Below are 22270 nucleotides of genomic sequence, written 5' to 3'. Positions count from 1 at the left end.
TCAGCGAGGGGCGGCGGCGTCGTCCAGCGCGCGGGCCTCGGATTCCAGCATGACCGGAATGCCATCGCGCAGCGGGAAGGCCAGCCGGTCCGCGCGGCAGACCAGTTCGGCCTGCTGCCGGTCGTGTTCGAGGCGGCCCTTGCATAAGGGGCAAACGAGGATGTCGAGAAGGCGGGATTCCATGACCGGGATTCTAAAACAGTTTTGCCGCCTGACAGCGCACGGCGCTTCGGGGTTACGGCAAGCCGCCACGCAAGCCGCCACGAAGGTCGCCACTTACGCGGTTGGGTTGCGGCCCCGGTTATCGCCGTCGCCGTTCTGGCCAATGACCGGGCGCTCTTCACGAGCGCGCAGCGCACCGGCCAGCCAGTCAAAGAGCCCCGGGTCGGAGAATGCGGCTTCTACCGGCACTTCCCACAGCCGGGGATCGTTCAAGGCGCCGCACTTGATGGCGTCCTTGGCGGTCACCAGGATGACGTCGGCGTCCAGCGCCTGGAACGGCGAGGTGGCGTAGCCGTGGTGATCGGGCAGGGCAAGCGTCGCGGACAGCGTGATGCCGGCTGCCCGCAAGGTGGCGAAAAAGCGCTCCGGATTGCCGATGCCGGCCGCGGCCGCGATGCGCGGCTGTCCGGCAAAGGCGGACAGCGGCTGCGTGGCGTGTCCCCCGATATGGCGCGCCAGGCCGGGTTCAAGCCACATCTGGACCTGGCGGGGACGGCTGTTTGCGGTGCCAGACACCGCAAGAGAAGTGCCCGGCGTGCCGATATTGGTGACCACGGCGTCCACGTCGGCCAGCCGGCTGGCGGGCTCGCGTAGCGGGCCGGCGGGCAGCAGGCGCCGGTTGCCCACGCCGCGCTGATCCTGCACCACGATTTCGATGTCACGCGCCAGGGCCAGATGTTGCAGACCGTCGTCCGAGACGATGACGTCCACCCGCGGATGGGCTTGCAGCAAGACCTGGGCGGCGAGGGCGCGCTTGGGGTGGATGCACACGGGTGCGCCGGTGGCCCGGGCGATCAGCGCCGGTTCGTCGCCAAAGCGGGCCGCTTCCAGGTCGCCCAGCCCCACACGCGGATGCGGGCCGACCTTCACGCCGTAGCCCCGGCTGACCACACCCGGGGTGTAGCCACGGGCCCGCAGGTTCTCGACGGCGGCGATCACCATGGGCGTCTTGCCCGTGCCGCCCACGTAGATGTTGCCGATCACGACCACGGGCACGGGCGCCCGGTAGGACACCTTGGCGCCGCTGGCATAGCGCGCGCGCTTGCGCTCGACCGCCCATGCGGTCAGCGCGGACAGCGGGCGCAGGGCGGTGGACAGCCAGCCGCCGCGCTGCCATTGGCGGGCCAGCAGTGATGCGCGTCGGGTTTTCAACGGTTGGTCTGGGCGGCGAAATTGACGCGGCCGATGCCGGCAAGGCGCGCGGCTTCCATGATGTTGATCACGGACTGATGGGTGGCCTGGGCGTCGGCATTGATGATGATGAGCGGCTCGGTCTTGCCGGCCGCGGCCTGGCGCAGGGCATCGGCGATTTCGGGCGGCGTGGACACGTCGATCAGGGTGCCGTTCAGGGCGTAGCGGCCATCCTGGCTGACCGCGACTTCCAGCGCGGGCGGCGTGTCCTGTTCGGACGACGCCTGCGGCAGCGTCACCTTCAACTGCGTGAAGCGGGTGAACGACGTGGTGGCCGCCAGGAAGATGAGGATGACCAGCAGGACGTCGATGAGCGGGATCAGGTTGATGTCCAGCTCATCGCGGTCGCCCCGGGAACCGCGGAAATTCATGGACGGGCCTCGCGGGAGGCGCGCGCCGGCGAGAGCGCGCGGATCAGGCGCGAAGCGGCCTGTTCCATGGCGTTGAGATAGCCGTCCACACGGCCGCGCAGATAGCGGTGCGCGATCATGGCGGGAATGGCGATGAGAATGCCGAACCCGGTGTTGTACAGCGCGATCGAGATGCCGCGCGCCAGTTGGGCGGGGTCGCCGCCGCCGGGGGTGTACGAGCCGAAGATTTCGATCATGCCGACGACCGTGCCGAACAGGCCCATCAGCGGGGCGACGACGGCGATGGTGCCGATGGCGGAGATGTAGCGGCTGAGGTCATGCGCAACGGCGCGGCCGGTGTCTTCGACCACATTGCGAAGCTCTTCGCGCGGCAGGTGGCGGTGACGCATCACTTCGGCCAGCACGCGGCCCAGCGGCGAGTTGCGTTCCAGCCGGTGGATCGATTCCGCCGTGTCCTGGTGGTTGCGCAGCATCTCGACGACCTGGTCGTTCAGGCCGCGCGGCATCACCAGGTTCCGGCGCAGGGACAGGAAGCGCTCGAAGATCAGCGCCAAGCCCAGCACGGATGTCGCCAGCAGGGGCCAGATGGGCCAGCCGGCCTCGCGCAGAATGGAAAGCAAAGCGGTCAACTCCTGAGGAGCCGAAGGCGCGCAGGCGGCGCGCAGTGGCATCTGAACAAGCCGAAACTGTAACGGTGCGGCGCGCATGTGGCAAGGCAGGGGGATCCCCAAATTATCCACAGAATCTGTGGATAATTCTGTGTAGAACTCAGCCGGAAGGCTTATGGGCACGGGGCTTGCGCTTGATTGCTTCAATTTCGCGCACTGCTTTGTCCTATAAAAAGTGATAAAAATCAATGGTTTATACCGAATTTGCTAGCGTTCTGGGCAGTTCGTGCAAATTTCTGCGGACGCGGTATCATTGCGCCCCGCTCCGCCTGCCCTGTGGACAGGTTCGCATCGGAAAGCCCCATGACAATTGAGCTCCCAGTCACAAACAACGCATTTGCGCGGGAAATCCTTACAGTTGCCCAGCTAAACCAAGCAGTGGGGCAGTTGTTGGAGCGCAGCATCCCGGCGCTGTGGGTTCGTGGCGAGATTTCCAACTTCACGCAAGCCGCTTCCGGGCATTGGTACTTCACGCTCAAGGACAGCCGGGCGTCCGTGCGGGCCGTCATGTTCCGCAGCCGCGCCAGCGCCGTGGGGTTCGTGCCCCGGGCGGGCGACCAGGTCGAGATCCGGGCACGCGTTTCCTTGTATGAGCCGCGGGGCGACTATCAGCTGCAGGCTGACGCCATGCGGCGGGCAGGATTAGGGAATCTGTACGAGGCCTTTTTGCGGCTTAAAGAGCAACTGGCCTCCGAAGGCCTGTTCGATCCGGCCCGCAAACGCGAGCCCGTCCCGCTGCCCCGCGCAATCGGCGTGATCACCTCGCTGCATGCGGCGGCGCTGCGCGACGTGCTGTCGGCGTTGGCCCGGCGCGCGCCGCAGGTGCCGGTCATCATCTATCCGGCCCCGGTTCAGGGGGCGGACGCCGCCAACAAGCTGGCTGCGCAGTTGCGCCTGGCCAACGAGCGGGCCGAAGTCGATACGCTGCTGCTGGTACGGGGCGGCGGCAGCATCGAAGATTTGTGGAGCTTCAACGACGAAGACCTGGCGCGCCAGGTGGCGGTCAGCGAAATTCCCGTGATCAGCGGTGTCGGCCACGAAACCGACTTCACCATCGTGGATTTTGTGTCGGACCTGCGGGCGCCCACGCCCACCGCCGCCGCCGAACTGGCGTGCGCGCCGCGCGCCGAACTGCTTGGCCGCGTCATGCAGTCCCTGCAAACCATGGTGCGCGGCCAGCAGCGCCGGCTGGAGCGGGCGGCGCAGCGTCTGGACCGCGCCACCGCGCAGCTTGTGTCCCCGGCGCAACGCCTGCAACACCAGCGCGAACGCCTGAACAGCCTGCAATACCGCCTGGCCTCGGCCTGGTCGGCGCCGCAAGGCCGGCGCATCGCCCGCGTCAATCTGCTGGCGCAGCGCCTCAGCCATCGCGTGCCGGATACCGGACGGGCCGCCGAACGTCTGGCCGGTGCCGTGCGCCAACTGGGGCAGGCCCATGCCCGCCTGCTGGTGCAGCGGCGCAATCGGCTTGCAGCAGCCACGGCGCAGCTTCGCGCCCTGGACCCGGGCAACACGCTGGCGCGCGGCTACGCGATCGCCCGCGACTCGGAGGGTCGCATCGTGCGCGATGCGGCGGCGCTGTCGGCGGGCCAGCCGCTGGACCTGAGCTTCGCGCAAGGCGGGGCGCAGGTTCAGGTGCAAACCACGCGTTCCACGCGCGACCCAAGCTAGATTTTTCCGCGAGCCCCGACTGGGGAGCGCGCGGCGCCGTCGCGCGCAAATCCTTTCCACCCAAATCATGGCGGCAGGATGTTCCACGACAGAAATCTGAAATGGGCGGCCACGGGCTTGGCCGCGGCGATTTGGGCAACTGGGGTTGGCTCCGTGGCCCACGCGGAAAACGCGGCCGTTTCCCCGGCAGCAGCAGCCGCGGCCGCCGCGCCCTCAGCCACGCCGCCTGCAACCGCACCCGCAGCCGCCGATTGCAACTGCGCGTCGCCGTACCGCGAATACAAGAACGCCGACACGCCGCAGACCGAGGCGCTGTTCGCAGCGGTCAGCCGAAACGACGAGGCGGCATTCCACGCTGCGCTGGCGCAAGTGGAAAGGCCCGGCGATTACGCCCTGAACGGCGTCCCCTTGCTGCACGCCGTGCTGATGCCGCCTCGCAGCCTGCGATCACAGTACGTGTATTGGGACATGACGCCCGAAGACGCGGGGAGGCTGCGCAAGGCCCACGAAGCCAACCTGCCGATCCGCGCGCGCATGCTGGCCGCGCTGCTGGCCACCAAGCCGGGGCTGGACGACATCACGTACGACTCGCGCCGGCCGCCGCTTCACCTGGCCCTGCTGTACGGCACGCCCGACATCATGGAAACGTTGCTGGCCGCGGGCGCCAATCCCGACCAGCGTGGCGACGCCCACGACACGCCGCTGGAATTCCTGCTGAATCGCGATTTCGAATTCGCGGTGCGCATGACGTACCTGCCGCGCCTTGTCGATCGCAAGAATCTGACACGCATGGCGGTGGCCTTGTTCGCCGCTGGCGCCAGCCGCCCGTATGCGGCGCTCGATGCGGCCGACAAGACCGCGACGAGCGTTTTCAAGGACGGACAGGGCAAAGCGCGGCCCGCGGCGGACTTTCTGTCCTGGCTGCCCCTCGTGGAATTGACGGAAGGTGCAGAAGCCCTGCGAGCGCTGGCCGCGACGGGCAGCCGGCCCGCCTATGAAGAGGAACTGACCGCCCTGGCGTTCGCTGCCTACGAGGGCGATGCGCAGGCGGTGTCGTATCTGATGGAGCAGGGGCCGCGCACGATCCCGGCCACGGCGTACGGTGAAACCGGCGACCGCGACGTGTGGCTGGACGCAGCGCAGGCGGCGGTTGAGGGTGGGCATCCCGCAATTGCCGAACAACTGTTGCGCGCGGGCATGCCCTTCGCGCAACGCGGCCCGCAAGTGGGCTCGGGCAGCCTGATCTTCGCCAAGCCTCAAATGAACTTCCGTTCCATCATGAATCTGGCCGCCCAGCGCGGCGACACGCAGACAGTGCTGCGCCTGCTGGCCCTCGGCGCACCGGTTGACGGCGATCCCGCCGAGCCGCATGGCAACACACCCTTGGCCGATGCCGTCGAAGCCGGCAAGCCCGACACCGTCAAGGCGCTGTTGGCCGGGGGCGCCGATCCGGGCTTGCGGCGCGAAGGGTACGACCGCCGGTCGGCGCTGGAGGTTGCGGTGCGGGCCGGAGACACAACGCTGTTGCGCACCCTGCTGGCCGCGATGAAACCCGACGCCCTGCGCGCGGTGCTGCAGAACCCCGCCGACTCGCCCATCGCGCAACTGTTGCGGCAGCCGGGCGGGCAGGGCGCGGCGGTGCTGCGCATGTTCGCGGACGCAGGGTTCGACATGAAGACGCTGGATGCAAGCGCCATTCGCCAGGCCCTTGAAAGCCGCGATACGGCGATGGCCATGATGCTGATCGACGCGGGCGTGCCGGTGAATCCTTCCGTGGATCCGTCAGCGCAAACAAGCGGTGGTGAAGGCTCGCCGATGGCGTTGGACGATCCGCGCGGCACGCCGCCGCTGCTGTTGGCGGCAACCTCCGGCCAGGTCGCAGTCGTCGATGCGCTGCTGGCCAAGGGCGCCGACCCCGCCGCCATCGCACCGGACGGCGAGAGCGCCTTGTATTGGCTGATCGGCCGTCAGGACAACGCCATGCTGGATCGGCTGCTGCGCGCCGGCGCGCGGTTGGACGACCCGCGGCTGCCGGTCGCGCCCAACCCGTACGCGCTGCTCAACGCTGCCGTGGTGTCCGGCGACATGGAAACGGTGCGCCGCGTTAGCGCGGCGAACCGTCAGCCGGTGGCGCAAGCGTGCATGCCAGACAACGGAGAGTTCGTGCTGATCGACAAGCCTGGCTACTTTGCGGCATTGCATGCGGCCGGCTTCACTGGCCAGCCATCGTCATGCGCGCGCGATGGACGTTCCATGCCCGAACGCATCGTGTCGATGCTGCTGCAGAGCCGGCAATTGATCGCCGCGCGGCATGACACCGTGGTGCAGGTGTTGCGTCAGTTGAAGGCGTCGGGCACCGATCTGGATGCCGCGCTGCCCGACGGCGATACTCCACTGAACGCCGCGATCCGGCTGGGCCGTCGCGACCTCGCCCAAGCGTTGCTGGACGCCGGCGCTAGCCCTGACGCCGACGACGGCGCCGGGCGCGGTCCTGCGTGGATCTCACTTGAAACCGGCCAACCCGCCATGCTGTCCCTGCTGGCGCAGCACCACGCGCGCTTCGACGCGGCGGTGGCGCCGCCGGGCCAGTCGTTCCGCATGGCGCTTGCCTGCCAATCCGATCCGGCCTTTGCGCGCGTCCTGCAGGATGCGGGCATCGCGCTGCAGGCGGATTGCGCGCCGCCGCCCGCGCAAGGCCGGCGCGTGGGATCCAAGGCCGCCAGCAAGTCTTCGGAAGCCGTGCGCATTCCGGGGCATTACTACCTGAGGGGCATGCGGGAAGTGGGCAGCGAATTGCTGCTTCTGGAAGACGGCAGCTTCGAGTATTTCCTGAGTTATGGCGCCGTCGACATCAACGCGCGGGGCGCCTGGCGCAGCGACGGCAAGCAAGTGTTCCTGGATACGCCGCCGCTGCGGCCTTACTCCGCCATCGCGAATGTGCGCGCTGACAGCCGGCCGGCCGAGCCCGGCATGCTGACGGTGCGCGTGTATCACCGTGACCGCCCGGTCAATATCGACGTGGCGGTGTCATCGGCCGATCAGGACTACGGCGGCGGGCCGCGCCAATCGGAAGGGGCGGACGGCGTTTCCGTGCCCATCGCGGCGGGCGCGTTGAGGGCGCTGGCCGTCTTCGTGCCGATGCCGTCGGGCGGACGGTGGCACGACGTGGATGTGGCGCGCATCGACCCCGGCACCCGCGCGGTGCGCATCGACGTCGACGTGCCCGACGACGCGGCCAGCGCGCCGCTGCACAAGGTCCTGGCCATGGATAAGGACGGCGCGCTGGTCGAGACCGGCAACGGTCAGGAGCTGCGTTACGTGAAGTGACGACATGCCGTGACGACATGCGGTGACGCCATGCGGTGACCCCATGCGCGCCGCCGCGCGCGGGCGCAACAACGCATGGTCATAAGCATGTGCCCGTTAACCCCGCGCCAGCGCGGGGTTAACACGGTATCCTCGGGAGTTGCCGATACAATTGACCGGCTTGATCGTGCTCTCAACAGAAGGAACCATCACATGGCACATACTCTTCCCCCCCTGCCTTACGAACTCGACGCTCTGGCGCCGCACATCTCCAAGGAAACCCTGGAGTTTCACTACGGCAAGCATCACCAGACGTACGTCACGAATCTGAACAACCTGATCCCGGGTACCGAATTCGAAACGCTGTCGCTGGAAGACATCGTGAAGAAGTCCTCGGGCGGCATCTTCAACAACGCAGCCCAGATCTGGAACCACACGTTCTACTGGAACAGCCTGGCTCCCAAGGCCGGCGGTGCACCGACGGGCGCGCTGGCTGACGCCATCAACGCCAAGTGGGGCAGCTTCGACGCCTTCAAGGAAGCCTTCAACAAGTCGGCTGCCGGCAACTTCGGTTCGGGCTGGACCTGGCTGGTCAAGAAGGCCGACGGTTCGGTCGACATCGTCAACACCAGCAACGCGGCCACCCCGCTCACGACGGCTGACAAGCCGCTGCTCACCTGTGATGTCTGGGAACACGCGTACTACATCGACTACCGTAACGCGCGTCCCAAGTACCTGGAAAACTTCTGGGCCCTGGTGAACTGGGATTTCGCCGCCAAGAACTTCGCCTGATCGGCGGTTCCGGCACGCATGCGGTCCTTGCGCCGCATGCCTGGAAACACGACCCCTCGCCCTGGCGAGGGGTTTTCTTTTGTTCAGGAAAAAGTCAGCTTCGGAAACCCTGTCGATTGTCCCGTTCATTACACGGAACTGACGCGGGAACTGGCTTTTCTTCAGGGTAAGCCCTTACCAAAACGTCGCTATCGTTGCCCACGGTCAGCGGCTGCACCCCGGAGCGCATGGCTGCGGCAAGACCGCACAAGCCGGGGCAATCATAGGGAAGGGAAGCATGTTGCGGTTATTTTCGGGGATGCGCATCGGCGCTCGCCTGACAGGGGCGTTTTTGCTGGTGGCGGTGATAGGCGGTGCGATCGGGGCCTTTGGGGTGTGGGGCCTGGCGCGCATCAATGACATGAACGACAGGCTTTACGACACCGAACTGCGCGGCATTTCGGATCTGAAGGAAGCCAACATCAATCTGATCTACGCAGGACGCGCGCGCAATGCATATCTGGGCGCGTCCACCGACCAGGAGCGTCTGGCGCTGCGCAAGCAGTTCGACGACGCCATCAAGAACATGGACGTGCTGCGCGAGAAGGCTGCCAGCAAATTCTACGAAGAACAGACCAAGCGCCTGCTGGTGCAGTTCGGCGAAACCGAGCAGGTGTGGAAGCGCGACGCAGCCGCGTTCTTCGAGGCGGCCAAGTCGGAACCCATGACGCAGACCGATCCGCGCGTGGCCGAGGCCGAAAAGCGCGTCATCGCTTCGTCGCAGAAGCTCGATGACCTGATGACCAATCTGGCCATCAGCAAGGAAAAGGTTGCCGAGCGCTCGGTGGCGGAAGGCACTGCGCTCTACAACACGGTTCGCGCCATCATGATCGCGCTGGCGATCACGGGCGTGGCCATCGGCATGTTGTTGGGCTGGCTGGTGACGCGCGGCATCGTGCGCCCGTTGGGCGAGGCCGTGTCGGCGGCGCGCCAGGTGGCCGCAGGCGACCTGACCACCGATATCCGCGTGGTCACACGCGACGAAACCGGCGATTTGATGGGCGCGCTCAAGGCCATGAACGAAAGCCTGGCCCGCATCGTCAAGGACGTGCGCGACGGCTGCGAAAACATCGCTTCGGCGTCGTCGCAGATCGCGCAGGGCAACGCCGATCTGTCGCAACGCACGGAAGAGCAGGCGTCCTCGCTCGAAGAAACCGCGGCCTCGATGGAAGAGCTGACCAGCACGGTGCAGCAGAACGCCAACAACGCCAGCGAGGCCGATCGCCTGGTCAGCCAGGCGTCGAACGTCGCCGTGCGCGGCGGCGAGGTCGTTGAAGGCGTGGTGCAGACCATGAGCGCGATCTCGGACAGCTCGCGCCGCATTGCCGACATCACGGGCGTGATCGACGGTATCGCATTCCAGACCAACATCCTGGCGCTCAACGCCGCGGTGGAAGCGGCGCGCGCGGGCGAGCAGGGCCGCGGCTTTGCCGTCGTGGCAGGCGAGGTGCGCACGCTGGCTCAGCGTTCCGCAGTGGCTGCGAAGGAAATCAAGGCCCTGATCGACGAGTCGGTGACGCGCGTCGAAGGCGGCACGCGTCAGGTCGACGAGGCCGGACGCACGATGCGCGAAGTGGTCGACAGCGTGCGTCAGGTCGCGACGCTGGTGCGCGAGATCTCGGGCGCATCGGAAGAGCAATCCACCGGCATCGGTCAGGTGAACCAGGCCGTCTCGCAGATGGACACGGTGACCCAGCAGAACGCCGCCCTGGTCGAAGAAGCCGCGGCCGCCGCAGCCAGCATGCAGGAGCAAGCCACGCGCCTCGCGCAGGAAGTGCGCCGCTTCAAGGTGGATGCAGGTGGTGGGCCGGCGGCGCAGCCGCAGGCCCGGCTGATGTCTGCCGAACGCGTGGCGGTGGGTAAGCCCGCCGCGCCGGCCGCCCGTGCGGCGCAGACCCGGCCCGCGCTGGCGAGCGCCTCGCAGGACGACTGGTCGTCGTTCTAAGGTTCGGTCCGGCGACGATGGACGGCCGTTGATCGGCCGTTCCCGCCCGCCCGGTGGCGCAGCGCTGCATTCTTTCGGCTACGGGTCAGGCTGGAATGGTAAGGTTGGCAACCTCTCTCGCTGCCCTGTCCCCGTCCATGAGTCTGCCCGACCCCGTCCGCCGCGTCATCGCTCGAACACGCCGGCTGGCGCGCCGCAAGGTGCGTCAGATCAACCGTCTGTCCAAGAAGAGCGTGCAGCTCGGGCTGCTGCTGGGCGGCGCCGCGTTGGTGGCGCTCATGTCGCTGGGCTTTACCTACCTGGCCGACAAGGCGCTGGCCTGGAACCGCCAATGGGTCGCCTACAACGGCTGGCTGGCGCTGCTGGTCATGCCGTTCGGGCTGGCCGCCCTGCGCTGGCTCACGCTGCGCTTCGCGCCCAACGCCTCCGGCAGCGGCATTCCCCAAGTCATCGGCGCCTTGTCGCTGCCGCCCGGCCCCAGCCAGAACAGCCTGGTGTCGCTGGCCCAAAGCCTGTGGAAGATACCGCTGGCATTCTTTGGCATGCTGTGCGGTGCGTCGATCGGCCGCGAAGGGCCCTCCGTGCAGGTCGGCGCGGCCCTGATGCTGGCGTGGGGCGATTTCTGGAAGCGCCGCGGCTTGCAGTTGCGCGGCTTTCACGCCAACGAACTGATCGCGGCGGGCGCCGCGGGCGGCCTGGCGGCGGCCTTCAACGCGCCGCTGGCCGGCGTGATCTTTGCCATCGAGGAGCTGGGGCGCGGCACCGTGCTGCGCTGGCAGCGGCTGGTGCTGATCGGCGTGCTTTCCGCCGGCTTCCTGGTGGTGGCGGTGGAAGGCAACAATCCTTATTTCGGCGTCTTCGCCGGCGCGCCGCTGTCGCAGAACATGGTGATGTGGATCGTCATCTGCGCCGCGCTGAACGGCGCGCTAGGTGGAATCTTTGCCCGCCTGCTTGGCAAGGGGCCGATCGGCGCGGCGCCGCAGTCGTGGCGCGCCTGGATCCGCGCGCATCCGATCTGGACGGCGTTCATCATGGGGCTGGCCCTGGCGGTGATCGGCCTGTGCACGGCAGGCAGCGTGTACGGCACCGGCTACGCCGTGGCGGCCGATCTGCTCAACGGCAAGGACTCGGTGCCGGACGGCTTTGGCCTGGCCAAGCTGGCGGCCACCGTGGCGTCGTACTGGGCGGGCATTCCCGGCGGCATTTTCACGCCGGCGCTGACCACGGGCGCGGGCATCGGCCATCACATCTGGGAGCTGGCGGGCGAGGGCGTCGACCAGCGCGTGCTGGTGTTGCTGTCGATGGCCGCCTTTCTGGCGGCCGCCACCCAGGCGCCGCTGACGGCAAGCGTCGTGGTGATGGAAATGACGGGCAGCCAGCCGATGCTGTTCTGGCTGCTGGTGGGATCGCTGCTGGCGTCGGGCGTGTCGCGCCAGTTCTGCCCGCAACCGTTCTACCATCTGGCGGCCGGCCGTTTCCGCCGTCAGGCCATCGTCGACGCGGGCCGCGCGGCCAAGTCCGGGGCGCACTGATCCCGGGCATGGTCGCCCGGTTCCGTGCATGCGCACGCCGAGCAATGTGAACGTCTACTGGACACTGTCCGTGCTGCGGACATCCGCGTAACGCACCAACTTGGCGCGAAACCGCTGCGTTAACATCGTCCGATCCCGAGTTCTTTCACTTCACTTCGAGCTTCCCATGACCGTGAATGCCTTTATCTGTGATGCGATTCGTACCCCCTTTGGCCGCTACGGCGGTTCGCTGGCTTCCGTGCGGCCCGACGATCTGGCTGCCGTAGCCATCAAGGCCCTCGCGGCGCGCAATCCTGGCGTGCGCTGGGAAGAACTCGACGACGCCATCATGGGTTGCGCCAACCAGGCGGGCGAAGACAACCGCAACGTGGCCCGCATGGCCACGCTGCTGGCCGGCCTGCCGGTCGAAGTGCCCGGCGCCACGGTCAACCGCCTGTGCGGTTCGGGCCTGGATGCCATCGGCACCGCCGCGCGCGCCATCCGCGCCGGTGAAGCCGGCCTGATGCTGGCCGGCGGCGTGGAAAGCATGAGCCGCGCCCCGTTCGTCATGGGCAAGGCCGACAGCGCCTACTCGCGCAGCGCCGCCATCTATGACACCACCATCGGCTGGCGTTTCATCAACAAGCTGATGAAGGCGCAATACGGCGTGGACTCGATGCCCGAGACCGCCGAAAACGTCGCCGACGATTTCAAGATCAGCCGCGCCGACCAGGATCTGTTCGCGCTGGCCAGTCAGGAAAAGACCGCGCGCGCGCAGAAGGAAGGTTTCTTCGACGCCGAGATCGTGCCCGTGTCGATCGCCCAGAAGAAGGGCGACCCGATCATCGTCTCCAAGGACGAGCACCCGCGTGAAACGTCGCTGGAATCGCTGGCCAAGCTCAAGGGCGTGGTCCGCGAAGGCGGCAGCGTCACGGCCGGCAACGCGTCGGGCGTGAACGATGGCGCCGCCGCGCTGCTGCTGGCAGGCGAAAAGGCCGCTGCCCTCCATGGCCTGACCCCGCGTGCCCGCGTCGTCGGCATGGCAACCGCCGGCGTCGCGCCGCGCATCATGGGCATCGGTCCGGCGCCCGCCACGCTGAAGGTGCTGGCCCAGACCGGCCTGACGCTGGATCAGATGGACGTGATCGAACTGAACGAAGCGTTTGCCGCGCAAGGTCTGGCGGTGCTGCGCCAGCTCGGCATCGCCGACAACGACCCCCGCGTGAACCCCAACGGCGGCGCGATCGCCCTGGGTCACCCGCTGGGCGCCAGCGGCGCGCGTCTGGCCACCACGGCCATCAACCAGCTGCACCGCACCGGCGGCCGCTACGCGCTGTGCACGATGTGCATTGGTGTTGGCCAAGGCATCGCGCTGATCATCGAACGCGTGTAAATCGCGTCGAACGCCGGGCGGGGCGCGTCGCGCTGCCAGGCAAACAACAAGGGAGCCCTCGGGCTCCCTTTGTCATTCAGTGCACCAGCGGTCTGCCGAAAAGATTCAGGGCAGGCCGTCGAGCTTTTTGCCGGCGGCGATGCCGTGCTTGTTGAACCATCCTTGCGCCATCTCCAGCGCATAGCGCACCGGCTTTTTCGCGCAATGCGGGTCCTCGGTCTGGGGCGCCATGTCCTCGATGTTGACGATCGTGCCGTCGTCGGCGATAAAGGCAATCGACAGGGGCAGCAGCGTGTTGCGCATCCAGAAGCACTGCACGTCCGGTTGGTCGAAGACGAACAGCATGCCGTCGTTGCCGGGCAGCTCCCTGCGGAACATCAGGCCGTCGCGCCGCGTGGCGTCCGTGTCGGCGACTTCCGCGCGGATAATATGGATGCCGGCTGACAGTTGCGTGGTGGGCAGACGCGGCTGCGGGCCGGTCTGTTGCTGGGCGCTGGCGGGCAGGGGCAGGGCGGCGGTTGCGATAGCGATGGCTGCGGCGCCGATCACCGATGCCTTGCGGCCGGCCGCGGCACCCGCTGACGATGCTTTGGTAAACGTTGTTTTGAACAGCGTATGAACAATGGGAAACAAAACGGCAATCTTCAGCATGGCCCGGCGGAGTAATAAGAAAATAACAAGGCGGGGCCCGAAAGCCCCGCCTGCATAATGGCGCAACCTGATCGTTGCGCTTTAAAGGGTAACTCAGGCAGCCGTAATATTGAGCGCCTGTTTACCTTTAGGCCCCTGGATAATCTCGAAGGCCACTTTCTGGCCTTCTTTCAGGGTTTTAAAACCATTCATCTGGATGGACGAGAAGTGGGCGAACAGATCTTCACCGCCATCGTCGGGCGTAATGAAGCCAAACCCCTTTGCATCGTTGAACCATTTGACGGTGCCCGTCGATTTGGGATTGTCCCCTTGGACGGCGGTTGCGGTCGTATCAGACATGCGGCCTGCCTCATTGAATCGTATGTTGACAGAAGGGCATTGTGGTCTAGACCCCTGTCCCCCCTCCGGCTTCCTGGCAGATTTTCGGTGAATTGAAAACCCCAGAATGCGTGGATAATGCGCCGCTTTTCTTGACCTAGTCAAGTATGGATACTACGTATTTCTGCGTGTAATTTTCAGTAAGTTGAGTGGTTGCCGTCCCCAGTTTAAATAGAATACCCGCCCTATGAGTTCTACCTTGGATTCCCAGCATGACTTGGTCGTCGAGAAGGCGCCGGCACGCACTGCGCCGCCGCCGATGTACCAGGTATTGCTGCTCAATGACGACTACACACCGATGGAGTTCGTCGTGAAAGTGCTGCAGAAATTCTTCAATAAAAATCAGGAAGAAGCGACGCGGATCATGCTGCAGGTGCATCACGAAGGCCGAGGCGTCTGCGGGGTTTACCCGCGTGACCTCGCCGCCACGCGCATCGCGCAGGTCGGTCAGTATGCGCGGGCGCGCCAGCACCCGCTGCAATGCGTCATGGAACCGGTTTGATCTCGACAAAATACAGCGCCGCCAGCAATGGCGGCGTTGTGCTGCCGGTTGCATCCCGGGTACCGGGATGAACGGTTTTGCCGCGTAACGGGAAGCGCGCGGCACTTGCGGGTCGGCAGCTCCGCCGCTAAGGAGCGTTGCATTCTAGTGGGCGGGGAGGTTTCGCCGTGAGTGGAAAGTTCAACAAGACCTGGCTGACTGTAGCCGGGGTCGCGGTGGTGGTCGGCGCGATTGGCGCGGGCTGGTGGATGGGCAAGGGGCAGCGGCCGGCAAGCACGGTTGCAGTGCTGGCGACGCAGGCAGCAACCGCCCCGGCCGCGCAGGCGGCGAGCAGCGCGACGCCAACACTGCCTGCCACCGCAACGGTGGGCGCGGCGGACCCCTTCGCGGCCCTGAATTGCCAACCCCGCCAATATAACGATGCCTTGTCGCTGGCCGTGACCTTCACGCAGCCGGTGAATGCCAAGAGCAATCTGGACGCTTTCCTTCAGGTGACCGATACGGGTTCGACGGCCGGCAAGGCCGACGAGGACAGCGAATCGGCCGCCGCGCCGGGCCAGCAGCCGGCCTCGGTTCGACCTGGCGATTCCGCGCCCAAGGGCAAGATCCTCAAGGGCAACTGGGTCGTCGGCGACAACCCGCGTGTGGTGTACTTCCCCTATGTGCAGCCGCAGCGCTCCTATGCCATCACGGTCCGTTCGGGCCTGCCCGGGGCGGGCGACAAGGTCGCGCTGACCGAGGCGTCGCATTGCGAAGTCAGCACGCAGGCCATGCCGCCGTCGTTCTACTTCGCGAGCCGCGGCGTGGTGCTGCCGGCTGGCCAGAACGGCGGTCTGCCGGTGGCCACGGTCAACGTGCCGGAGGTCGACGTGCAGTTCCTGCGCGTGTCCCCCGACCGCGTGCCCGAACTCTTTGACGCTGTCCTGGGCGTGGGTCGCACCCCCGCCGCCTCGGAAGACGAGGACGACGGCAACTATGACGAAAACGACTGGCGCTATGCCGGCAATCGCAGCCTGAAGGGCTCGGTCAGCAACTGGGACCTGGACCGGCTGAATTCGCTGACGACCAGCGTCTATCAAGGCCGTTTCGTCACCGACGACAAACCGAACCGCCGCCACGTCACGTTCCTGCCCGTCGAGGGCATCAAGGAACTGCAGGAGCCGGGCATCTACGTTGCGGTCATGAGCCAGCCGGGCCGTTTCCGCTACGAATACCAGGTCACCTATTTCTACGTCAGCGACATCGGCCTGCACGCGCGCCGCTACAGCGACCGCATCGAAGCGTATTCGGTGTCGCTGAAGTCCGGCCAGGCCATTTCGGGCGCCGTGTTTGAACTGGTGGACGGCGCCGGCAAGCCGCTGGCCAAGGCCGCCGCCGATGCGCAGGGCCATGTCCGCTTTGACGGCAGCTTTGCCAATGCCCGCGTAATTCGCGCCTCGCGCGACAAGGAAATGACCGTGCTGGCGCTGGGTGAACCGGCGCTGGACCTGTCCGAGTTCGATACGGGCGGCCACGCGTCGCGCGCGAACAATCTGTTTGTCTACGCCGGCCGCAACCTGTACCGCCCCGGCGAAACGTTCCACGTATCGGTGCTGCCGCGCGACCTGGACGGCCGCGTGCTGACGCCGTCGCCGCTGACCGCGACCCTCAAGCGTCCGGATGGCCGCACGGTGCAGACCGCGCTGTGGCAACCGCAGAAGGATCTGCCCGGCTACGTCGAGCGCGCGATCGATCTGCCCCTGGATGCGCAGACCGGCACGTGGCTGCTGGAGTTGCGCGTGGATCCGTCCTCGCGCGCCCCGGACGCCTCGTGGAAGTTCCAGGTGGAAGAATTCCTGCCCGAACGCATGAAGATGGCGCTGACCTCGGACCAGGACGTGCTGTCCCCCGACGAGGAATTGACCGTCGACGTGCAGGGCGACTACCTGTACGGCGCGCCCGCCGCGGGCAACCGCCTCTTGGCGACCTTCCAGGTCAAGCGAGACCGCTTCGCACTGGCCCAGCAATGGCCGGGCTTCATCTTTGGCGATGTGGCCGACGACACGCGCCGCAGCTTCGGCGAACTGCCGGAGTCCGCGCTGGACGACAAGGGCCGCGCGCAGCTCGACGTGAACCCGAACGCCGCCGGCACGCATTCGCCGATGAAGGTCCGTGTGTCCGCCAGCCTGCTGGAATCCGGCGGCCGCCCGGTGGTCCGCTCGATCGAGCGCTCCGTCTGGCCCGCCGACAAGCTGATCGCCGTCCGTCCGCAGTTCGACAGCGACGTGGCCCGCGAGAACGCGCCGGCTGGCTTTGAAGTGATCCGCGCCAACGCGCAAGGCAAGATCGAGCCGCTCGCGCAGGCGCAGATGCGTCTGTTCCGCGAAGAGCGCCAGTACTACTGGCGGTTCGACGACCAGCGCGGCTGGAACAGCGGCTATACCGAAACCGAAGAACTGGTCGACTCGCGCGAGATCGCGCTGAAAGACCGCTCCCAGTTGACCGTTCCGGTCAAGTGGGGCCGCTACCGTCTGGAAATCACGGATCCGGAAACCGGCGAAACGATGCGCTATCGCTTCTACGCCGGCTGGAACGCGCAGGACGCCGATGCCATGGGCAATCGTCCGGACCGCGTGCAGATGAAGCTGGAAGGCGTCCCCGCCAAGCCGGGCGACACCGTCAAGCTGACGCTGACGCCGCCGCATGATGGCCAGGCGCTCATCACCGTCGAAGGCGACCGCATGCTGTGGTCCAAGTGGGTGGCCGTTAAGGCAACGGGCACCGAGGTGGAGATTCCGGTCGACAAGGAATGGAAGCGTCACGACCTGTACGTGGCCGCGGCGGTGTTCCGCCCGGGCAGCGAAGGCGACCGCGTCACGCCGGCCCGCGCGCTGGGCCTGGCATTCCTGCCGATCGCCAGCGCCGACCGCAAGCTGGACGTCAAGCTCACCGCCGCACCCAAGGCCGTGCCGGAGACCAAGACGACCGTGCGCGTCAAGGTCGACGGCGCGCAGGGCAAGCAGGCGATGGTGACGCTGTCCGCGGTCGACGTGGGCATTCTCAACATTAACCAGTACGCCACGCCCGATCCTCTGGATTACTTCTTCGGCAAGCACCGCTACGCGCCCGAGTTGCTGGACATGTATGGCAAGCTCATCGAGAAGATGGACGGCACGAAGGGCAAGCTGAAGTGGGGCGGTGACGCCGCGATGCGCGGTGACAGCAAGAGCCTGCCCAAGAAGGTCAAGCTGGTGGACCTGTTCTCGGGCCCCGTTGCGCTCAACGCGCAAGGCGAAGCGGACATCCCGCTGGACCTGCCCGACTTCAATGGCACGTTGCGCCTGATGGCCGTGGCGTTCACGCCTGACAACTACGGCAGCACCGACGCCGAAATGGTGGTGGCCGCGCCGATCGTGGCGGAACTGAACACCCCGCGTTTCATCACGCCGGGCGACCAGGCCGCCATTGCGCTGGACGTCACCAACCTGAGCGGCGCCGAGCAGAAGATCTCGGTCAAGCTCGAAGCCCTGGATCCGCTGGCCATCGTCGATGGCGTGCGCACCGTCACGCTGAAGGACAAGCAGCGCACGACGTTGCGCTTCACGGCGACGACCACCGGTTCCTACGGCCTTGGTCTGATGCGCCTGACGGTGGACGGGCAAGGCGGCGCCCAGCCGATCCGCATCGTGCGCGAGTCCGTGCTGCAGGTGCAGCCGGCACACGCGCCCGAGCGCCAGGTTCGGCGTCTGCGCCTGAATCCGGGCGAGTCGCAATCGGCGCAGGCTTCGTGGGCCGCGTCCTATTACCCGGACTCGACGACCATCAGCCTGACCGTGTCCAACCGTCCGCCCTTCAACGTCAACCGCCTGGTCGAGGACCTGCTCAACTATCCGTATGGATGCACCGAGCAGACCATCAGCGCGACCATGCCGTGGGTGATGCTGGATGAGGATGCCGCCAAGCAGTTCGGCCTGAAGCCGCGCACCGAGGCCGAACGCGCCGCCAAGGTGGCGGGCGCCATCGGCCGCCTGTCGGGCATGCGCAACTCGGTCGGTTCGTACAACCTCTGGAGCGGCGCGTCCTCGCGCGATGTGTGGCTGACGGCTTATGCCGTGGGCTTCATGCAGGATGCCCGGGACCGCGGTTTCGACGTGCCCGACGCGTCGCTGGACCGCTCGCGGACCTGGTTGCTGGAGCAGGTGCAGCAGAGCGCGGGCGCATTCGGCACGTGGTCGGCCAACCTGCGCCGCAACGTCGAGGCCAACCGCATCGACAGCAGCGACGCCAACGTGCTGCGCGAAGACCATCGCCGCTTCGCCGGCCTGGCCACCGCCGCGCTCGTGCTGGCGCGCGACAAGAAGGCGCCGCTGTCGACCGTGCGTCAGCTTTTCGACAATTACCAGGAACGCGCGCGCTCGCCGCTGCCGCTGGTGCAACTGGCCGCCGCCTTCAAGCTGATGGGCGACGAAGGGCGCATGAAACAGGCGCTTGACCTGGCCATGACGCGTGCCTATGGCATCAACATCAACAACCGCAGCAGCGCCTACTACGACGAATGGATGGGCGACTACGGCAGCAGCGTGCGCGACTACGCGTTGTCTTACGCGCTGGTCTCGCAGTACGAACTGCGCCACGAGCGCAGTGAGAACCTGCTGAATCAGCTGTCCAGCCGATTGGGCAACCGTTCGTACCTGTCCACGCAGGAGCAGATGGCCCTGCTGCTGGCCGCGCGCGCCGCGGGCGGCAGCAAGAACACGCCGTGGGAAGCGGTGCTGACCGTCAACGGCGAGCGCAAGCCGTTGACCGGCGGCAAGAGCGATCAGACGGTCTCGCTGTCTGCCGCCGATCTGGCCGGCACGCAGTTGCAGAACACGGGCAGCCAATCGCTGTTTGTCGAATACGACATCCAGGGCAGCCCGACCGCGACCCCCGCACCGCGCAACGACATCATCCAGCTCAAGCGCGGCTGGTACCGTCCGGACGGCCGCCCGTGGGATGGCGGCACCCTGCAGACCGGCGACATGCTGGTGGTGTGGGTGCAGGCCAGCGCCAACCAGAACATCCCGGACGGGCTGCTGGTTGACCGCGTGCCGGCAGGCTTCGAGGTCGAAAACCTCAACCTGTCGCAGAGCCCCGAGATGCAGGACTGGTCGATTGGCGGACGCCGCGTGGCCGACGCGATGTCGGATTCCAACATCAAGCATCGCGAGTTCCGCGACGACCGCTACGTCGCGGCGGTATCGCTGGGCCGTGGCAAGGTGGACGTGTTCTATCTGGTGCGCGTCGTGACGCCGGGCCGCTACGCGGTGCCGTCGACGGTGGCCGAAGATATGTACCGGCCCGAAATCCGTGGCGTGGGTGAGCAATGGAGCACGGTCGAAATCCGCGATCGCGGCGCCAAGCGTCCTTGAACGCCGCCGCTGCTTGCCGGGCGGGCGCATCGCGCGCCCGCCGCTGGCGGCGGCGCGGCATCTTCGCGGCCAGCGCGTTGTCAGCGCTGGCCGCGTTGTTATTCGCGCTCGACCGTCTGTATCCGCTGCCCCCCATCGACTCGGGCGGGGCGGCGGTCGTCGTCGCCGCCGACGGCACGCCGCTGCGTAACTATCCCAGCCGCGACGGCATCTGGCGCTATCCAGTCCAGCCCGATCAGGTCTCCCCCCACTATCTGGAAACGCTCCTGACCTACGAGGACCGCTGGTTCTACTGGCATCCGGGCGTGAACCCCGTGGCGCTCGCGCGCGCGGGCTGGCAGTGGGCCACCAACCGCCGCATCGTGTCCGGCGGATCCACGCTGACCATGCAGGTGGCGCGGCTGATCGATCCGCAACTGGCGGGCAAGCCGTCGCGCACGATGTCGGCCAAGCTGCGACAGGCGTGGCGCGCCGTGCAGCTGGAAATGCACTACAGCAAGGACGAGATTCTTTCGCTGTATCTGACGCATGCGCCGATGGGTGGCATTGTCGAGGGCGTTGAAATGGGGGCGCGGCTCTGGCTGGGCAAGCCGGCCCGCGACCTGGGCCCGGCCGAGGCCGCCATGCTGACCGCCTTGCCGCAGGCGCCGTCGCGGCTGCGACCCGATCGCCACCCCGAGGCCGCTCAGGCTGCCCGTGACAAGGTGCTGGACCGCATGGCCGAACTGGGCCGCTGGACCCCGGCCGAGGTCGCCGACGCCAAGATCGAAACCGTCATTGCGCCACCCTTGCGGGCGCGCTGGCTCGCGCCTCTGGCGGCGCAGCGCCTGCTCCTTGAAGCGGGCGGTGCACGCCGCGCAGGCGGGCGGCCACCGCTAGTCACTTCCACGCTGGATGCCGACATGCAGGCATCGGTGGAACAAATGTTGCTGGACCGGGTCGATAACCTTCCGCCGAAGGTGTCGATGGCGGTGCTGGTGATGGACAACGATACGCTGGAGATCAAGGCCTACGCCGGTTCGGCGGATTTTTCCGATGATTCCCGCTACTCGCACGTGGACATGGTGCGCGGCGTGCGTTCGCCGGGGTCGACGCTCAAGCCTTTTCTGTATGCCCAGGCCCTGGACGAGGGACTGATCCATTCGGAAAGCTTGCTGATGGACGCACCGATGTCGTTCGGCGGTTACGCGCCCGGCAATTTCCAGGCCGCCTTCGCGGGGCCGATCAGCGTGGCGCAGGCGCTGCAGCGGTCGCTGAACGTGCCCGCCGTGGACCTGCTGGACCGGGTCGGGCCGGTCAGTTTTGCCTCGGTTATGCTGGCGGGCGGCGTCAAGTTACGCATGCCTGCGGGCGCCGAGCCAAATCTGAGCTTGATTTTGGGCGGGGGTGGCACCACATTGGAAGAACTGGTCGGCGCTTATCGCGCGTTGGCCCGGGACGGCGTCTCGGGGCGGCCCCGTCTCAGGCCGGAGCAGCCCCTTGTCGAGTCCCGTATGATGAGTCCTGGCGCGGCCTGGATCGTCCGGGACATCCTCGAAGGCGGTGGACACCCGGACCGGCCGTTTTACCAGTCGGGCAATCCCGGCCGGCAACTGGCCTGGAAAACCGGGACCAGTTTCGGTTTCCGGGACGCCTGGGCAGTCGGAGTGACCGACAGATGGACGATCGGCGTATGGGTCGGCAGGCCCGACGGTACGCCGAATCCGGGATTTTTCGGGGCGAATGTGGCGGCGCCGCTACTGCAAGATATTGTGGCGGCATTGCCCGAAGGCGCCCAGCAAGTCCGCGTCAGGCCCGAAACGGTGCAGGCGGTGGTGACATGCTGGCCCCTGGGTTACAGGTTGGGCAGCGAGCCCTCGGGCACGTGTCCTGAGCAGCGCGCAGCATGGATGCTCAATGAAACGGCGCCGCCGTCGTTTGCCGGTTATGCCGATGCCACCCAGGGTCCGCTGCGGCTCGGCGGCGTGGCCAACGGCTCGGTGCTGCGGCCCGTGCCCGGCATGCGGCAAGTCGCGCTGGACGTCGATGTCCAGGGCGCTGAAGGCGAAGTATGGTGGATGCTCGATGGTCGTGTCGCAAGTCATGGCGCCGCGGGTCATCCGTTTAATTTGGTGCTGGCGCACGACGGCCGGTATACGCTAACCGTCATGGATACACATGGCCGGCACGACAGTGTGGTTTTTGAAATCGCTGGCGTTACGCCATGATCGGCATAGAATATGAATCGTGTATTAGCCCGC

General features: G+C 66.7%; 15 protein-coding genes. 9 read left to right on the top strand and 6 right to left on the bottom strand.

Annotation, left to right across the window (positions count from 1 at the left end; all coding sequences use genetic code 11):
- The 4 genes from CLM73_RS17380 to CLM73_RS17365 form a co-directional block, all read right to left on the bottom strand.
- On the bottom strand, positions 1–183 hold the full coding sequence (locus CLM73_RS17380; RefSeq protein WP_105239494.1) for a Trm112 family protein: 183 nt from the start codon (positions 181–183) through the stop codon (positions 1–3).
- Positions 184–276: 93 nt separating this feature from the next.
- A complete protein-coding gene (lpxK, locus tag CLM73_RS17375; protein WP_105239493.1) occupies positions 277–1374 on the bottom strand; it encodes a tetraacyldisaccharide 4'-kinase in 1098 nt (365 codons plus the stop codon).
- Positions 1371–1784 (bottom strand): ExbD/TolR family protein, encoded by a 414-nt coding sequence (locus CLM73_RS17370; RefSeq protein WP_105239492.1) that lies wholly within the window; start codon positions 1782–1784, stop codon positions 1371–1373. Before CLM73_RS17370 ends, lpxK begins: the two co-directional genes overlap by 4 nt.
- Positions 1781–2404 carry a MotA/TolQ/ExbB proton channel family protein gene (locus CLM73_RS17365; RefSeq protein WP_105239491.1) on the bottom strand — a complete coding sequence of 208 codons (624 nt, stop codon included), beginning with the start codon at positions 2402–2404 and terminating at the stop codon, positions 1781–1783. The genes CLM73_RS17370 and CLM73_RS17365 overlap by 4 nt, the downstream gene beginning before the upstream one ends.
- A gap of 351 nt (positions 2405–2755) precedes the next feature.
- On the opposite strand from CLM73_RS17365, the gene xseA reads away from it, so the two are divergent.
- The 6 genes from xseA to pcaF all read left to right on the top strand — a co-directional run bounded on the left by xseA (position 2756) and on the right by pcaF (position 13109).
- Positions 2756–4123, top strand: coding sequence for an exodeoxyribonuclease VII large subunit (xseA, locus tag CLM73_RS17360; protein WP_105239490.1), 1368 nt, complete (start codon positions 2756–2758; stop codon positions 4121–4123).
- Positions 4124–4276: 153 nt separating this feature from the next.
- A complete protein-coding gene (locus CLM73_RS17355; protein WP_234015660.1) occupies positions 4277–7450 on the top strand; it encodes an ankyrin repeat domain-containing protein in 3174 nt (1057 codons plus the stop codon).
- 192 nt (positions 7451–7642) lie between these two features.
- Positions 7643–8221, top strand: coding sequence for a superoxide dismutase [Fe] (gene sodB / locus CLM73_RS17350; protein ID WP_105239489.1), 579 nt, complete (start codon positions 7643–7645; stop codon positions 8219–8221).
- A 277-nt stretch (positions 8222–8498) separates the two neighbouring features.
- On the top strand, positions 8499–10205 hold the full coding sequence (locus CLM73_RS17345; RefSeq protein ID WP_105239488.1) for a methyl-accepting chemotaxis protein: 1707 nt from the start codon (positions 8499–8501) through the stop codon (positions 10203–10205).
- Between the two features lie 137 nt (positions 10206–10342).
- Positions 10343–11737 carry a chloride channel protein gene (locus tag CLM73_RS17340; RefSeq protein ID WP_105239487.1) on the top strand — a complete coding sequence of 465 codons (1395 nt, stop codon included), beginning with the start codon at positions 10343–10345 and terminating at the stop codon, positions 11735–11737.
- Between the two features lie 166 nt (positions 11738–11903).
- Positions 11904–13109 carry a 3-oxoadipyl-CoA thiolase gene (pcaF, locus tag CLM73_RS17335; protein WP_105239486.1) on the top strand — a complete coding sequence of 402 codons (1206 nt, stop codon included), beginning with the start codon at positions 11904–11906 and terminating at the stop codon, positions 13107–13109.
- Between the two features lie 105 nt (positions 13110–13214).
- Here the strand turns inward: pcaF and CLM73_RS17330 are convergent, their stop codons facing one another.
- Positions 13215–13760, bottom strand: a complete 546-nt coding sequence (locus tag CLM73_RS17330) for a DUF192 domain-containing protein (RefSeq protein WP_234015659.1) — start codon at positions 13758–13760, stop codon at positions 13215–13217.
- Between the two features lie 93 nt (positions 13761–13853).
- On the bottom strand, positions 13854–14099 hold the full coding sequence (locus tag CLM73_RS17325; RefSeq protein ID WP_006220277.1) for a cold-shock protein: 246 nt from the start codon (positions 14097–14099) through the stop codon (positions 13854–13856).
- Between the two features lie 226 nt (positions 14100–14325).
- Here CLM73_RS17325 and clpS point away from each other — a divergent pair, with 226 nt between their 5' ends.
- The 3 genes from clpS to pbpC all read left to right on the top strand — a co-directional run bounded on the left by clpS (position 14326) and on the right by pbpC (position 22237).
- The gene (clpS, locus tag CLM73_RS17320; protein ID WP_056562630.1) at positions 14326–14640 is read left to right on the top strand and encodes an ATP-dependent Clp protease adapter ClpS; all 315 of its coding nucleotides are present in this window, start codon (positions 14326–14328) and stop codon (positions 14638–14640) included.
- Positions 14641–14807: 167 nt separating this feature from the next.
- On the top strand, positions 14808–20030 hold the full coding sequence (locus tag CLM73_RS17315) for an alpha-2-macroglobulin family protein (protein ID WP_199778162.1): 5223 nt from the start codon (positions 14808–14810) through the stop codon (positions 20028–20030).
- Positions 20027–22237: a penicillin-binding protein 1C gene (gene pbpC / locus CLM73_RS17310; protein ID WP_105239485.1), complete on the top strand. Its 2211-nt coding sequence runs from the start codon at positions 20027–20029 to the stop codon at positions 22235–22237. The genes CLM73_RS17315 and pbpC overlap by 4 nt, the downstream gene beginning before the upstream one ends.
- Positions 22238–22270 lie beyond the last annotated feature (33 nt).

The sequence above is a fragment of the Achromobacter spanius genome (assembly GCF_002966795.1).
GTDB lineage: Bacteria > Pseudomonadota > Gammaproteobacteria > Burkholderiales > Burkholderiaceae_B > Achromobacter > Achromobacter spanius_D.
This window is presented reverse-complemented; position numbering and strand designations above follow the sequence as displayed.

Coding starts and splice junctions, on each gene's coding strand:
- CLM73_RS17380 (WP_105239494.1), bottom strand. CDS start 183: ATGGAATCCCGCCTTCTCGACATCCTCGTTTGCCCCTTATGCAAGGGC.
- CLM73_RS17370 (WP_105239492.1), bottom strand. CDS start 1,784: ATGAATTTCCGCGGTTCCCGGGGCGACCGCGATGAGCTGGACATCAAC.
- xseA (WP_105239490.1), top strand. CDS start 2,756: ATGACAATTGAGCTCCCAGTCACAAACAACGCATTTGCGCGGGAAATC.
- sodB (WP_105239489.1), top strand. CDS start 7,643: ATGGCACATACTCTTCCCCCCCTGCCTTACGAACTCGACGCTCTGGCG.
- CLM73_RS17345 (WP_105239488.1), top strand. CDS start 8,499: ATGTTGCGGTTATTTTCGGGGATGCGCATCGGCGCTCGCCTGACAGGG.
- CLM73_RS17340 (WP_105239487.1), top strand. CDS start 10,343: ATGAGTCTGCCCGACCCCGTCCGCCGCGTCATCGCTCGAACACGCCGG.
- pcaF (WP_105239486.1), top strand. CDS start 11,904: ATGACCGTGAATGCCTTTATCTGTGATGCGATTCGTACCCCCTTTGGC.
- CLM73_RS17330 (WP_234015659.1), bottom strand. CDS start 13,760: ATGCTGAAGATTGCCGTTTTGTTTCCCATTGTTCATACGCTGTTCAAA.
- CLM73_RS17325 (WP_006220277.1), bottom strand. CDS start 14,099: ATGTCTGATACGACCGCAACCGCCGTCCAAGGGGACAATCCCAAATCG.
- clpS (WP_056562630.1), top strand. CDS start 14,326: ATGAGTTCTACCTTGGATTCCCAGCATGACTTGGTCGTCGAGAAGGCG.